General features: G+C 45.2%; 12 protein-coding genes, 1 tRNA gene and 1 pseudogene. All 14 read right to left on the minus strand.

Features of this window, described 5'->3' with window-relative positions:
- Window positions 1-84 (minus strand): GTP-binding protein (locus tag H3V11_RS11605; protein WP_002252039.1); only part of this gene is annotated, 84 nt, incomplete at its 3' end.
- Window positions 85-167: 83 nt separating this feature from the next.
- Window positions 168-2,270, minus strand: a complete 2,103-nt coding sequence (gene fusA / locus H3V11_RS11610; RefSeq protein ID WP_078474524.1) for an elongation factor G — start codon at window positions 2,268-2,270, stop codon at window positions 168-170.
- A gap of 18 nt (window positions 2,271-2,288) precedes the next feature.
- The gene (gene rpsG, locus H3V11_RS11615) at window positions 2,289-2,759 is read right to left on the minus strand and encodes a 30S ribosomal protein S7 (RefSeq protein WP_025329901.1); all 471 of its coding nucleotides are present in this window, start codon (window positions 2,757-2,759) and stop codon (window positions 2,289-2,291) included.
- A gap of 92 nt (window positions 2,760-2,851) precedes the next feature.
- Window positions 2,852-3,223: a 30S ribosomal protein S12 gene (rpsL, locus tag H3V11_RS11620; RefSeq protein WP_025329900.1), complete on the minus strand. Its 372-nt coding sequence runs from the start codon at window positions 3,221-3,223 to the stop codon at window positions 2,852-2,854.
- Window positions 3,224-3,425: 202 nt separating this feature from the next.
- Complete coding sequence (rpoC, locus tag H3V11_RS11625; RefSeq protein WP_025329899.1) at window positions 3,426-7,601, minus strand: DNA-directed RNA polymerase subunit beta'; 4,176 nt, start codon at window positions 7,599-7,601, stop codon at window positions 3,426-3,428.
- Window positions 7,602-7,661: 60 nt separating this feature from the next.
- Window positions 7,662-11,843, minus strand: coding sequence for a DNA-directed RNA polymerase subunit beta (rpoB, locus tag H3V11_RS11630; protein ID WP_025329898.1), 4,182 nt, complete (start codon window positions 11,841-11,843; stop codon window positions 7,662-7,664).
- A gap of 187 nt (window positions 11,844-12,030) precedes the next feature.
- Window positions 12,031-12,405, minus strand: a complete 375-nt coding sequence (gene rplL / locus H3V11_RS11635) for a 50S ribosomal protein L7/L12 (protein WP_084547966.1) — start codon at window positions 12,403-12,405, stop codon at window positions 12,031-12,033.
- A 54-nt stretch (window positions 12,406-12,459) separates the two neighbouring features.
- A complete protein-coding gene (gene rplJ, locus H3V11_RS11640) occupies window positions 12,460-12,960 on the minus strand; it encodes a 50S ribosomal protein L10 (RefSeq protein ID WP_025329896.1) in 501 nt (166 codons plus the stop codon).
- Between the two features lie 278 nt (window positions 12,961-13,238).
- The gene (rplA, locus tag H3V11_RS11645) at window positions 13,239-13,931 is read right to left on the minus strand and encodes a 50S ribosomal protein L1 (RefSeq protein WP_025329895.1); all 693 of its coding nucleotides are present in this window, start codon (window positions 13,929-13,931) and stop codon (window positions 13,239-13,241) included.
- Window positions 13,932-14,363, minus strand: coding sequence for a 50S ribosomal protein L11 (rplK, locus tag H3V11_RS11650; protein WP_025329894.1), 432 nt, complete (start codon window positions 14,361-14,363; stop codon window positions 13,932-13,934). It lies immediately after the preceding gene.
- 126 nt (window positions 14,364-14,489) lie between these two features.
- Window positions 14,490-15,023 (minus strand): transcription termination/antitermination protein NusG, encoded by a 534-nt coding sequence (gene nusG / locus H3V11_RS11655; RefSeq protein WP_025329893.1) that lies wholly within the window; start codon window positions 15,021-15,023, stop codon window positions 14,490-14,492.
- 2 nt (window positions 15,024-15,025) lie between these two features.
- A complete protein-coding gene (gene secE / locus H3V11_RS11660) occupies window positions 15,026-15,478 on the minus strand; it encodes a preprotein translocase subunit SecE (protein WP_084563545.1) in 453 nt (150 codons plus the stop codon).
- A gap of 63 nt (window positions 15,479-15,541) precedes the next feature.
- Window positions 15,542-15,617: transfer RNA gene (locus tag H3V11_RS11665), tRNA-Trp, on the minus strand.
- Between the two features lie 8 nt (window positions 15,618-15,625).
- Window positions 15,626-15,710 (minus strand): annotated as a pseudogene (locus H3V11_RS11670) (elongation factor Tu); the annotation flags it as partial.

A 15,710-nucleotide genomic window follows, 5' to 3' on the forward strand; every position in this document is an offset into this window, starting at 1 on the left:
CAAAGTGGTTTTACCATGGTCAACGTGACCAATGGTGCCAACGTTTACGTGCGGTTTGCTCCGCTCGAATTTTTCTTTAGCCATGAGCTAAGTTTCCTTGAATAAAGATCATTAAAGAACGATGATAACCTGAAAGTACAGGTACTTTCAGGTTATCGGTAAATAAGTTAGCCTTTACGTGCAGCAATTACCTGCTCGGCTACATTATTTGGTGCTTCAGCGTATTTCTTGAACTCCATGGAGTAAGTAGCACGCCCCTGAGTAGCAGAGCGCAGGTCGGTTGAGTAACCGAACATTTCTGCCAGTGGTACTTCGGCACGAACTTTCTTGCCGCCGATACCATCATCATCCATACCCAGCACGATGCCACGACGACGATTCAGGTCGCCCATTACATCACCCATGTAGTCTTCCGGTGTTTCTACTTCAACCGCCATGATAGGTTCCAGCAATGCCGGAGAAGCTTTGCGCATACCGTCTTTGAATGCCATAGAACCGGCTAATTCAAACGCGATTTGCGAAGAGTCCACATCATGGTATGAACCGAAAGTCAGGCGCACACGGATATCTACAACCGGATAACCGGCCAGAATACCATTGGTCATGGTATCACGAATACCTTTATCCACAGACGGAATAAATTCACGTGGAATCACACCACCTTTAATTTCGTCGATGAATTCGTAGTTTACACCACCCGGTTCCAGAGGTTCCATAGTGATCACTACATGACCATACTGACCTTTACCACCAGACTGTTTCACGTATTTGGCTTCGGATTCCACCGATTTACGGATGGTTTCACGATAAGCCACCTGTGGTGCACCCACGTTGGCTTCTACACCAAATTCACGTTTCATACGGTCTACAATAATTTCCAGATGCAATTCACCCATACCGGAAATAATAGTCTGACCAGATTCTTCATCTGTTTTCACACGGAAAGACGGGTCTTCTTTAGCCAGACGGTTCAGAGCCAGACCCATTTTTTCCTGGTCAGCTTTAGTTTTTGGTTCAACTGCAACGTGAATAACCGGTTCCGGGAATTCCATACGTTCCAGAATAATCGGAGCGTCAGTATCACACAACGTTTCACCAGTAGTTACATCTTTCAGACCAATTACAGCTGCAATGTCACCGGCACGTACTTCTTCGATTTCATCACGATCATTGGCTTTCATCTGTACCAGACGACCAATACGTTCTTTAGTGCCTTTAACAGAGTTCACTACAGTATCGCCAGATTTCACCACGCCGGAATACACGCGGATGAAAGTCAGCTGACCAACGTATTTATCGTTCATCAGTTTAAATGCCAACGCAGAGAATTTCTCATCGTCGCTGGCTTTACGGCTGTCTTTTTCACCATCCGGTTTTTCACCGGCTACTGGCGGAATGTCTGTCGGGCTTGGCAGATACTCAACCACAGCATCCAGCAGACGCTGTACACCTTTGTTCTTGAATGCTGAACCGCACAGTACCGGCTGAATTTCACCAGCCAGTGTACGTGCACGCAGGGCAGCAACGATTTCATCCTCGCTCAGTTCTTCACCGCCGAGGTATTTTTCCATCAGTTCTTCGTTGGCTTCTGCTGCAGCTTCAACCATTTTTTCGCGCCATTCTTCGGCAACGTCTTTCAGGTCAGCAGGAATATCAGCATACTCAAATTTCAAACCCTGAGTTGCATCATCCCATACGATAGCCTGCATCTTCAGCAAATCTACCACGCCTTCGAAACCGTCTTCAGCTCCTACCGGAATGACAACCGGTACCGGATTGGCACGCAGACGGGTCTGCATCTGTTCAACCACGCGGAAGAAGTTGGCACCCTGACGGTCCATTTTATTTACAAAAGCCAGACGAGGCACTTTGTATTTATTGGCCTGACGCCATACAGTTTCAGACTGAGGCTGTACACCACCCACAGCACAGTAAACCATTACCGCACCATCCAGTACACGCATGGAACGCTCTACTTCAACAGTAAAGTCTACGTGTCCCGGGGTATCAATAATATTTAAACGGTGTTCTTTAAACTGACCTGCCATACCCTTCCAGAAGGTGGTAACAGCAGCAGAGGTAATGGTAATACCACGTTCCTGTTCTTGTTCCATCCAGTCGGTGGTGGCTGCACCGTCATGTACTTCACCCAGTTTGTGAGTCATGCCGGTGTAAAACAGAATACGTTCTGAAGTGGTGGTTTTACCAGCATCAATATGTGCAGAAATACCGATATTGCGGTATTGCTCAATAGGGGTTTTACGAGCCACGATAATTGCCTTTCTGCATTAGAAGCGGAAGTGAGAGAAGGCTTTGTTGGCTTCAGCCATGCGATGTACTTCCTCACGTTTTTTCAATGCACCGCCGCGACCTTCGGCCGCATCAATTAATTCACCAGCCAGACGCAAATCCATGGATTTTTCACCGCGTTTACGAGCCGCATCGCGTACCCAGCGCATGGCCAGAGCCAGACGACGGGCAGGACGAACCTCAACAGGAACTTGATAGTTAGCACCACCAACACGACGGCTTTTTACTTCTACCACCGGTTTGGCATTGGCAATGGCTTCGTTAAACACTTCAATGGCTTCTTTGCCGGTTTTCTTTTCAATCTGTTCCAGAGCGCCGTATACAATGCGTTCTGCTACAGATTTTTTACCGTCAATCATCAGCACATTCATGAATTTGGATAATTCGATACTGCCGAATTTCGGATCTGGCAATATGTCACGTTTTGGGACTTCTCTACGTCTTGGCATTTCAATTTCCTTAAACTATTCAGCTGGGCATAGCCCGCGAATATTTATGTAAATATTCACTTACTCGACAGATGATCTGCCGATGCGTCCGATTATTTAGGACGTTTAGCACCGTATTTAGAACGGGACTGCTTACGGTCTTTAACACCTGCAGTGTCCAGAGAACCGCGTACAGTATGGTAACGCACACCCGGCAAGTCTTTTACACGACCGCCGCGAATCAGTACTACGCTGTGTTCCTGCAAGTTGTGGCCTTCACCACCGATATATGAAATCACTTCATAACCGTTGGTCAGACGCACTTTGCATACTTTACGCAGCGCTGAGTTAGGTTTTTTCGGAGTAGTGGTGTATACACGGGTGCATACGCCACGTTTTTGAGGACAAGCCTCTAAAGCAGGTACTTTGTTGACGTAAACCGGAGCCTGACGTCCTTTACGTACCAATTGGTTGATAGTAGGCATATTTTCTCTTTATCCTGTTGAGTCAATATATGCCGGCACCATGCCGGCAAAACGGGTATTTTAACATTCCTGCTTTATTATGGTCAAGATAATCAAACTTTAAACGCTTTATATCTGTTGAAAAAACAACTATATAAAAGCATGTGCAAAATAAAACCGCTGAATGGCTTTCAGCGGTTTTATTTACAACAGATATTAAAGCTTATTCGCTTTTCTCTGCAGCCTCAGCAGCCAACTGCTCCTGCCATTTCTGGCGGCGACTGCGATGGTAAGTCAGTCCGGTACCGGCCGGAATCAGACGACCAACAATTACGTTTTCTTTCAGGCCGCGCAAATCGTCACGTTTACCCATAATAGCCGCTTCAGTCAGCACACGGGTAGTTTCCTGGAAGGATGCAGCAGAAATAAACGAATCGGTAGACAATGATGCTTTAGTAATACCCAGCAATACATTGTCAAAGCGTACCGGTTCTTTACCTTCCGCCAGCAACTTCTCGTTGGCAATCATTACATCACCGCGTTCAACCTGCTCACCAGTAATGAAGTGACTGTCACCGGCATCGGCAATATTTACCCGGCGCAGCATCTGGCGAATGATCACTTCGATATGTTTATCGGAAATCTTCACACCTTGCAGACGATACACTTCCTGTACTTCCTGCACGATATAACGAGCTAGCGCCTCAATACCCTGCAAACGCAGAATATCATGCGGATCGACTGCACCATCTACAATCACTTCACCGCGATTCACCACCTGACCATCATGTACCAGCACCTGTTTTTCTTTGGAAATCAGGGTTTCATAAGCAGCACCGTCTGCATCAGTAATAATCAGACGCTGTTTACCCTTGGTTTCCTTACCGAAAGAAACAGTACCAGTTACTTCAGCCAGCATACCCACATCTTTCGGAGTACGTGCTTCGAACAATTCAGCTACACGCGGCAGACCACCGGTAATATCGCGGGTTTTGGATGAAGCCTGAGGAATACGGGCCAGTACATCACCTTTACCTACTTCCTGTCCTTCTCGTACAGTAATCACTGCACCAACCGGAAAGGCCATGGAAACAGCAGTTTCGCTTCCCGCCATGCGAATTTCTTCGCCTTTGTCATCCAGCAGTTTTACTGTCGGACGCAACAGTTTAGACTGAGTAGAGGAACGACGTTTACCATCAATAACTACCAGTGTAGACAAACCGGTAACATCATCGGTCTGTTTGGCTACAGTAACGCCTTCTTCGATATTTTCAAAGCGGACACGACCGGCAAACTCGGTAATCATCGGACGGGTATGCGGATCCCATGTAGCCAGTGTCTGACCGGCTTTCACCACACCACCATCTTTTACCTGCAATAATGCACCGTAAGGTACTTTATGGCGTTCACGCTCACGACCAATATCGTCATGAATCACAATTTCGGATGAACGACCAATAACGACCAGTTCACCTTTGTTATTGGCTACATAACGCATCTGGCTGGAGAAACGAACCGTACCACCAGATTTAGCCTCTACCTGACTAGCAGCTGCAGCTCGTGAAGCGGCACCACCAATGTGGAAGGTACGCATAGTTAACTGAGTACCCGGCTCACCAATAGACTGAGCAGCAATCACACCAACAGATTCACCGGCATTGACCAGTTTACCGCGCGCCAGATCTCGGCCATAACATTTGGCACACAATCCATGACGTGTTTTACAGGTAATCGGAGTACGTACTTTAACTTCATCGACACCTGAGTTATCAATCAGATCAACCAGACTTTCGTTCAGCAGCGTACCTGCTTCAACTAAAGTTTCACCACTGGTCGGGTCAACAACATCTTCAGCAGTAACACGTCCCAGTACGCGATCACGTAATGATTCAATGATATCACCGCCCTGTACCACTGCTTTCATCACAAAGCCGTCATTGGTACCACAATCATCTTCTACTACCACCAAGTCTTGTGTCACATCAACAAGACGACGGGTCAGATAACCGGAGTTAGCGGTTTTCAATGCCGTATCAGCCAGACCTTTACGGGCACCGTGAGTAGAAATAAAGTACTGTAATACTGTCAGACCTTCGCGGAAGTTAGAAGTAATCGGTGTTTCAATAATGGAACCATCCGGTTTCGCCATCAAACCACGCATACCTGATAACTGCTTAATCTGAGCGGCAGAACCACGGGCGCCGGAGTCAGCCATCATGTAAATTGAGTTGAATGACTCCTGATCAACCAGATTACCTTCGCGGTCAACTACTTTCTGAGTAGACAGATTATCCATCATCGCTTTGGCAATCTTGTCACCAGTACGGCCCCAGATATCGACTACTTTATTGTAACGTTCGCCATTGGTTACCAGACCCTGACGGTACTGGTCTTCAATTTCTTTAACTTCAGCATTAGCCTCAGCCAGCAACTGTGGTTTACTTTCAGGCACCAGCATATCGTCAACACAAATTGAAATACCGGCACGAGTTGAGAATGCATAACCGGTATACATCAGATGATCAGCAAAAATGACAGTATCACGCAATCCGCAGCGACGGAATGAAGCATTAATCAGCTTAGAAATTTCTTTTTTCTTCAGCGTTTTATTAATATGATCGAAAGACAAACCTTTTGGCAGAATCTCTGACAGCAGAGCACGGCCGACAGTAGTTTCATAACGGTTAACTACCGGTACAAATTCGTCCTGACCATTTTTCACCCATTCACGCAAACGTACAGTAATTTTAGTACCCAGCTCTACCTGACGAGTCTGGTAGGCACGGTGTACTTCTTTTACATCAGCAAACAGGCTGCCTTCACCCTTACCATTAATTTTGTCGCGGGTCATATAATACAGACCCAATACGATATCCTGTGACGGTACGATAATTGGTTCACCATTGGCTGGTGACAATACATTATTCGAAGCCAGCATCAGGGTACGCGCTTCCATCTGTGCTTCCAGACTCAGTGGTACGTGCACAGCCATCTGGTCACCGTCAAAGTCGGCGTTAAATGCAGTACATACCAGCGGATGCAGCTGAATTGCCTTACCTTCAATCAGAATCGGCTCAAATGCCTGAATACCTAAACGGTGCAAGGTTGGTGCACGGTTGAGCAGAATCGGATGTTCACGAATAACATCTTCAAGAATATCCCATACAATCGGCTCTTCCTGTTCCACCATCTTTTTGGCTTTTTTGATGGTAGTTACGGTCGGATCTAACTGTTCAAGTTTATGGAAAATAAATGGTTTGAACAGTTCCAAAGCCATTTTCTTCGGCAAACCGCACTGATGCAGACGCAGGTACGGACCAACGGTAATCACAGAACGACCGGAGTAATCGACACGTTTACCCAGCAGATTCTGACGGAAACGACCGCCCTTACCTTTAATCATATCTGCCAGGGATTTCAGCGGACGCTTATTAGCGCCAGTCATGGCTTTACCACGACGGCCATTATCCAGTAATGAATCTACCGCTTCCTGTAACATACGTTTTTCATTGCGTACGATGATATCCGGTGCACGCAGTTCAAGCAGGCGTTTCAAACGGTTGTTACGATTAATGACGCGACGATACAGGTCATTCAAATCAGAAGTAGCAAAACGGCCGCCATCCAGCGGTACCAGCGGACGCAAATCCGGTGGCAGTACTGGCAGCACATCCATAATCATCCATTCCAGTTTCATACCGGAACGCTGAAATGCTTCCAGAACTTTCAGTCGTTTAGCAATTTTCTTAATTTTTGTATCTGAACTGGTTGAATCCAGTTCCTGACGCAATACAGTAACCTCATGGGCAATATCCATAGCTCGCAGTAAATCGCGAATGCCTTCAGCACCCATTTTGGCTTCAAAATCGCCGCCAGACTCTTCATATTTGGTAATGTATTCTTCTTCACTGAGCAGCTGACGCGGCTGTAATGAAGTCAGCCCCGGATCAGTTACCACATAAGCTTCAAAATACAGAATACGTTCAATATCACGCAAAGTCATGTCTAATACCATACCCAGACGGGATGGCAAAGATTTCAAAAACCAGATATGCGCAACCGGTGCAGCCAGTTCGATATGTCCCATGCGCTCGCGGCGCACTTTAGACAAAGTTACTTCCACACCACATTTTTCACAGGTTACCCCGCGAAATTTCAGGCGTTTGTATTTACCACACAAACATTCATAATCTTTAATCGGGCCAAAAATCTTGGCACAAAACAAGCCGTCACGTTCCGGTTTAAAAGTACGGTAATTAATCGTTTCCGGTTTTTTCACCTCACCGTACGACCAAGAACGAATGGTATCCGGCGAAGCAATGCCGATTTTAATTGCGTCAAATTCTTCTTCGGCACTGGCATTTTGCAGCGGATTAAATAAGTCTGATAAAGCTTTCATATTTGCTCCTGACGATGCCGTATACAGTATGCCTCACACACTGTATACGACCGGTGTCGGTTAGTAACGTTCCAAATCCATATCCAGGCCTAAAGAGCGAATCTCTTTCAGTAACACATTGAATGATTCCGGCATGCCGGCATCAATCTTGTACTCGCCTTTAACAATGTTTTCATACATTTTGGTACGACCGGTGACGTCATCTGATTTCACAGTCAGCATTTCCTGCAGAGTATAAGCAGCACCATAAGCTTCCAGTGCCCAAACCTCCATCTCACCAAAACGCTGGCCACCGAACTGAGCTTTACCACCCAGCGGCTGCTGAGTAACCAGACTGTACGGACCAGTAGAACGAGCATGCATTTTTTCATCAACCAGATGATGCAGTTTCAGATAATGCATTACACCCACAGTCACCTTACGGTCAAAGGCTTCTCCGGTATGACCATCATACAGTGTCATCTGCGTACGGGTATCATTAAAGCCCAGTTTCTGAATTTCTGGATCATCTTCTGGATAAGCCAGTGCCAGCATATTTTTGATTTCGGATTCTTCCGCACCATCAAATACTGGTGTAGCTACAGTCATACCTTTACGCAAATGCTGAGCCAGATTGATGATTTCATCGTCATTAAATTGCGATAAATCCTCTTTCTTACCACTGCTGTTGTACACTTTTTCAAGGAAAGCACGAATATCATCAGCAGCACGTTTTTCTGTCAGCATACGGTCAATACGCTCACCAATACCTTTGGCAGCCCAGCCCAGATGTACTTCCAGAATCTGACCAATATTCATACGGCTTGGTACACCGAGCGGATTCAGTACGATATCCACAGCGCGTCCGTCAGCCATGTAAGGCATGTCTTCAACCGGCAGAATGCGGGATACCACACCTTTATTACCATGACGGCCGGCCATTTTGTCACCGGCTTTCAGGCGACGTTTAATGGCAATAAACACCTTAACCATTTTCTGTACACCCGGCTGTAATTCATCGCCTTGTGTCAGTTTTTTCTTCTTGATTTCATACAGAGCATCTGATTCTTCATGCTTGGCCTGCAAACTTTCCTTAATCAGTTCCACCTGCTTAGCAATACTTTCATCACTCAGACGAATATCAAACCAGTCATGACGGCTCGGCAATGAAGCCAGATATTCTTTAGTAACTTCTGCACCTTTAGCCAGTTTCAATGGTCCGCCATTGACTTTTTGTCCCAGTATCAGGCGTTCAGTACGGTCAAAAGCATCATCATTGAAAATACGCAACTGATCAGTCAGATTCTGACGATAGCGTTTCAGTTCTGCATCGATAATCGCCTTAGCACGTTTATCGCGTTCAATACCTTCACGGGTAAATACCTGAACATCAATAACAGTACCACTCATGCCAGTAGGCATACGCAGTGAAGTATCTTTTACATCACTGGCTTTTTCACCAAAAATAGCACGCAACAGTTTTTCTTCCGGTGTAAGCTGAGTTTCACCTTTAGGTGTCACCTTGCCTACCAGTACATCACCGGCCTCTACTTCAGCACCAATGTAAACGATACCGGATTCATCCAGACGATTTTGCATACGCTCAGACAAATTCGGAATATCACGGGTAATTTCCTCGGCGCCCAGCTTCGTATCACGGGATACCACATTCAATTCTTCAATATGAATTGAAGTATAACGATCACCGGCAACGACACGTTCTGAAATCAGAATTGAGTCTTCATAGTTATAACCATTCCATGGCATGAAGGCGATAGTCATATTCTGACCCAGTGCCAGCTCACCTAAATCAGTAGAAGCACCATCCGCAATAACATCACCGCGCTGGATAACATCACCCTTCTGTACGGCAGGACGCTGATTAATATTGGTTGACTGGTTAGAACGGGTGAATTTCACCAGATTGTAAATATCCACACCCACTTCACCAGCAGTAGCCTCGTCATCATTAACACGTACTACGACACGGTTTGCATCCACATATTCCACAACACCGCCGCGACTGGCCGCAATAGCTGTAGCACTGTCAATAGCCACAGAGCGTTCAATACCAGTACCAACCAATGGTTTTTCAGCACGCAGACAAGGTACTGCCTGACGTTGCATGTTGGCACCCATCAAAGCACGGTTGGCGTCGTCATGCTCAAGGAACGGAATCAGTGAAGCCGCTACTGAAACCACCTGACCGGTAGCCACGTCCATATACTGTACGCGATCCGGTGTTGCCATTATGGTTTCACCTTTTTCACGGCAGGTTACCAAATCACCGATAATCCGGCCGTCTTTATCCAGATCGGCATTCGCCTGGGCAATAACAAAACGACCTTCTTCAATAGCTGACAAATAATCAATGTCATTGGTTACTTTACCGTCGACAACTCGGCGATAAGGTGTTTCCAGAAAGCCGTATTTATTGGTACGGGCATAAACTGCCAGAGAATTAATCAAACCAATATTCGGACCTTCAGGTGTTTCAATCGGACATACACGACCGTAATGAGTCGGATGTACGTCACGCACTTCAAAGCCGGCACGCTCACGGGTCAGACCACCGGGTCCCAATGCAGATACACGGCGTTTATGGGTGACTTCAGACAACGGATTAGTCTGATCCATAAACTGAGACAACTGACTGGATCCGAAAAACTCTTTGATTGCAGCAGAAACCGGTTTGGCATTAATCAGGTCATGCGGCATCAGATTTTCTGATTCTGCCTGATTCAGGCGTTCCTTAACGGCACGTTCTACACGAGACAGACCACTGCGGAACTGGTTCTCAGCCAGCTCACCCACAGAACGTACGCGACGGTTACCCAAATGGTCAATATCATCGACTTCACCATGTCCGTTGCGCAATTCAACCAGTGTAGCAATTACGGATACAATATCCGGAATAGTCAGTACATGATTGCCTTCTTTATCAGCATTGGCAAAAGTTTGTGTCATCAGACGTCCATACCATGACTCTTGCTGTGCTTCCAGCAATTTTTGCTGATAGGTACGGGTGTTGAATTTCATCCGGCCGACACGTGACAAGTCATAGCTGTCTTCACTAAAGAACAGGCGATTAAACAATGCCTCAACAGCGTCTTCGGTTGGCGGTTCACCCGGGCGCATCATGCGATAAATAGCAATACGTGCAGCCTGCTGACCTTCAGTTTCATCAGTACGCAAAGTATTTGAAACATAACCACCCTGATCCAGATCATTAATATACAGCGTTGAAATTTCTTTGATTCCCTGTATATCAAACTGTGCCAGCAACTCTTCCGTGATTTCATCATTGGATTTAGCCAGTATTTCACCGGTATCCGGAACAACCACATCAGCAGCCAGTACCTTGCCAATCAGACTTTCCGGTTCAACTTCCAGCCATTTAATATCTGCAGCAATAATGTCACGGATATTCTTGGCATTAATACGTTTGCCTTTTTGTACCAGTACTTTGCCGTCTTTATCTACCAGATCAAACTTGGCAGTTTCACCTCTCAGACGTGCCGGAATCAGATCAGTATGCACACCATCTTTAGACAGGTGGTAACTTTCACGGTCATAGAACATGTCCAGAATCTGTTCCGGTGTAAACCCAAGTGCTTTCAGTAAAATAGTTACCGGCATCTTACGACGACGGTCGATACGGAAATACAGCAAATCTTTCGGGTCAAATTCAAAGTCAAGCCAGGATCCGCGGTAAGGAATAATCCGTGCTGAAAATAATAATTTACCAGATGAATGTGATTTACCTCTGTCATGTTCAAAGAATACACCCGGAGAACGGTGCAACTGTGAAACAATGACGCGTTCAGTACCGTTAATAATGAATGAACCACTGGGTGTCATCAACGGAATTTCACCCATATAAACTTCATTTTCACGAACTTCTTTAACCACATTAGGTTTGGATGACTCTTTGTCCAAAATCACCAGCCGGATACGTGCCCGCAACGGGGCTGCATAAGTGATACCACGCAGCTGACATTCCGGAATGTCAAACACTGGTTCACCTAATACATAATGGGTGAACTCAAGGCGGGCATAACCGTTATGACTGATAATCGGAAAAATAGACTGAAAAGCAGCCTGAAGACCAACATCAGCACGCTGGTCGTAGGGTGTTTCCATCTGTAAAAACTGTGTATAAGAATCCAACTGCGTAGCCAATAAAAACGGCACTTCTAATACATTCGCACGTTTGGCAAAGCTTTTACGGATACGTTTTTTTTCAGTAAAAGAGTAGGACATGTACAGTCTCCAGTAGGGAGGTTTGGCAAGTAAGGTTTTATAAATACTCAGATAACTGTTGATATCAAAAGAGTAAAATTAGGTAAATTAAAGGTTTTTTTGTAAATATTTATAAAATATCACTTGAGGTAGACAAGCGAAAGCAGGCTGGTAGCCTAAGCTACCAGCCTGTAAAACGCAACTGAAATTACTTGATTTCGACAGAAGCGCCGGCTTCTTCCAGTTGTTTTTTAATGTCGTCAGCTTCAGCCTGAGAAACACCTTCTTTAAGAGTTTTAGGTGCACCGTCAACCAGATCTTTAGCTTCTTTCAGACCCAGACCAGTGATAGCACGAACAACTTTAATCACGCCAACTTTCTGAGCACCGGCAGAAGTCAATACTACATCGAATTCAGATTTTTCTTCGGCAGCTGCAGCACCACCGCTAGCACCACCACCAGCAACAGCCAAAGCAGCTGCAGATACACCAAATTTTTCTTCAAAAGCTTTAACCAGATCGTTTAATTCCATAACGGTCAGGTTACCAACTGCTTCCAGAATGTCTTCTTTAGTAATAGCCATGCTATTAAACTCCAATAATTGAGAATAAAAATTTAAATATAAATCAGATGAAATTTAGGCAGCTTCTTCGCCGGCTTTTTTCTCAGCCAAAGCAGCAAGTGCACGGGCAAAACCTGAAACAGGAGCTTGCATAATACCCAGCAATTTCGCGAGCAATTCGTCGCGGCTCGGAATAGAAGCAAGTTCTGCCACCTGAGCAACATCCAGCAGATCACCATTATATGATCCTGCTTTCAGCACAATTTTTTCATCTTTTTTCGAGAACTGGTGCAGTACTTTTGCAGCAGCAACCGGGTCTTCAGATACCGCATAAACCAACGGACCAACCATCTGATCAGCCAGAGCGGCAAATGATGTACCTTCAACAGCGCGACGGGCTAATGTGTTTTTCAACACATGCAGGTATACACCTGCTTTACGAGCATTGGCACGCAGTTCGGTCATACTGGCAACACTGATACCACGATACTCGGCAATAACCATAGTTTGAGCGTTAGCAATGGCTGCTACGATTTCGGCTACGGCTGCTTGCTTGGTTTCAATATTGAGACTCAAGGTCTACCTCCCACTGTTTTTAATCAGAGCGATATGAATACCACTCCACCCAGCGCGGCAACCCAAAAAGACATCCGTAAGCAAAGCTTACACAAGATTATCCGGGACTACCGTCTGCGTAGGGTTAATTTTTAAAATTTGTTTTACTACCACAAATTCCCTACGGTCTTGGACATCTACTTATTTCTAAGTAGCCCAACATATAAATGTAAGACATTTATATGAATTTTTAAGGCAGTCTGATATGAGACCAAACTGCCAAAATTCAACGATACTTCTTAATTATTTACAGAAGTACTGTCAACACGCAGACCTGTACCCATCGTGCTGGATACGGCGATTTTGCGCAAATACTGACCTTTTGCTGCAGCAGGTTTAGCTTTAACAATGGCGTCTAGTAATGCGTTAAAGTTTTCACGCAGATCAGCGACATCAAAAGAAGCACGACCAATAGTTGCTTGTACAATACCATCTTTATTTGTACGATACCGTATGCCAGTTTTCGCATTTTTAACAGCTTCAGCAACATTCGGTGTAACAGTACTGTCTTTCGGATTTGGCATCAAACCACGCGGACCCAAAATAGTACCCAGCTGACCTACCACACGCATAGCATCAGGAGATGCAATTACCCGATCAAAGTCCAGATTACCTGCTTTTACTTCAGCAGCCAGATCATCGAAACCAACCACATCAGCACCAGCCGCTTTTGCAGCTTCGGCATTAGCACCCTGAGTAAATACAGCTACACGTACAGTTTTACCGATACCTTTAGGCAGTACTACACTACCACGAACAATCTGATCAGATTTACGTGGATCAATGCCTAGATTGAAAGATACATCGATAGATTCATCAAATTTGGCCGTAGCATTAGCTTTAACCAGACTCAGTGCTTCATCAATAGCATATAATTTATTGGTTTCCACAGCAGCACGAATAGCCTGCATGCGTTTTGAAAGCTTAGCCATTTACACACCCTCCACATCTAAACCCATTGAACGGGCACTACCGGCAATGGTGCGTACCGCCGCATCCAGATCAGCAGCAGTTAAATCAGGCTCTTTAGTCTTGGCGATTTCTTCCAATTGTGCACGAGTCACTTTACCCACTTTCTGGGTTAATGGATTTGAACTACCTTTTTGCAGACCAGCTGCTTTTTTCAGCAAAATAGAAGCCGGTGGCGTTTTCATTACAAAGGTAAATGATTTATCTGCAAACGCAGTAATCACTACCGGAACCGGCAGACCCGGTTCAACATTCTGCGTAGCCGCATTAAAGGCTTTACAGAATTCCATAATATTCAGACCACGCTGACCCAGTGCCGGACCTACCGGAGGAGACGGATTGGCTTTACCTGCAGGAATCTGCAGTTTGATATAGCCTACAATTTTTTTTGCCACTTGATTTAAACTCCAAATAAACGGGTATGACGCAGCAAATGCTGCTCCCCAAAAGCAAGACCGGTGATTATAAAGAAAAAACCTTTTCCTTACAAGCACAGGTTAGTTTATGTTGCATTATTGCAGTTAAATTTTCTCTACCTGAGAAAATTCCAGCTCAACCGGTGTTTCACGTCCAAATATCTGCACAGCAACACGCAGTTTATTGCGTTCGTAATTGACTTCTTCTACAACACCATTAAAGTCTTTAAACGGACCTTCATTTACTCGCACTTGCTGACCAACATCAAAGAGGACTTTTGGTTTTGGTTTTTCTACCCCACTTTGCACCTGATGCAAGATAGCATCCACTTCACGAGCTGAAATAGGCAATGGTTTATTGGCTGTTCCGCCAATAAAGCCCGTCACACGTGGTGTATTTTTAACCAAGTGCCACGAAGCATCGGTCATATCCATTTCTACCAGAACATAACCAGGAAAAAATTTACGTTCAGTAATACTGCGACGCCCGTTTTTTATATCCACAACTTCTTCAACCGGCACCAGTATCTGACCAAAATATTCACCCATTCCTTCACGCTCAATGCGCTCTTTTAAGGTTTTTTGTACATTTTTTTCAAAACCGGAATAAGCGTGTACAACATACCACTGTTTTGCCATGATCAGCTTCTCCTCATAAAGATGTCAAATAACAACCATGAAATCAGGCTGTCAACACCCCAAATAAATAACGACAAGACAGCAACAAATATCAGTACAAACAGGGTCATGCGCAATGCCTCATTACGCTCTGGCCAAACTACTTTTCTGGCTTCCGATACACAGTCGCGCACATAGGCAGTAAGTTTGCGTCCACCTGTACTCCAGAAAAATACAATTACAATGGCTGCTACTACACCTACCAATGGAAATAAATAACGGATATAAAGTGGCAATTGCGCATCAAGAGCATAGAATGCCTGAATACCAGCGGCAACCAATATAGCGGAGAGAAGATATTTCAACAAATCAAACCATTTATTACGTTTGACTTCCAACTCCTGCTGTTGCTTAGCTTCAGCTTTTAATTGTGCTTTGGTTTTGGCTCCTACATCTTTCGATGTTTTGTTGTCCATATAACCACCTTTTAATTAATACAAAAAAGACTAACCGACCATTGGCCGATTAGTCTGATTTTTTGGCAGGCCAGGAGGGTCTCGAACCCCCAACCCTCGGTTTTGGAGACCGATACTCTACCAATTGAGCTACTGGCCTACAAAACTTTAAGCGATAACTTTAGCAACCACACCGGCACCAACTGTTCGGCCACCTTCACGAATCGCAAAGCGTAAGCCTTCTTCCATCGCA

This window comes from Snodgrassella sp. W8158, assembly GCF_016100435.1.
GTDB lineage: Bacteria > Pseudomonadota > Gammaproteobacteria > Burkholderiales > Neisseriaceae > Snodgrassella > Snodgrassella alvi.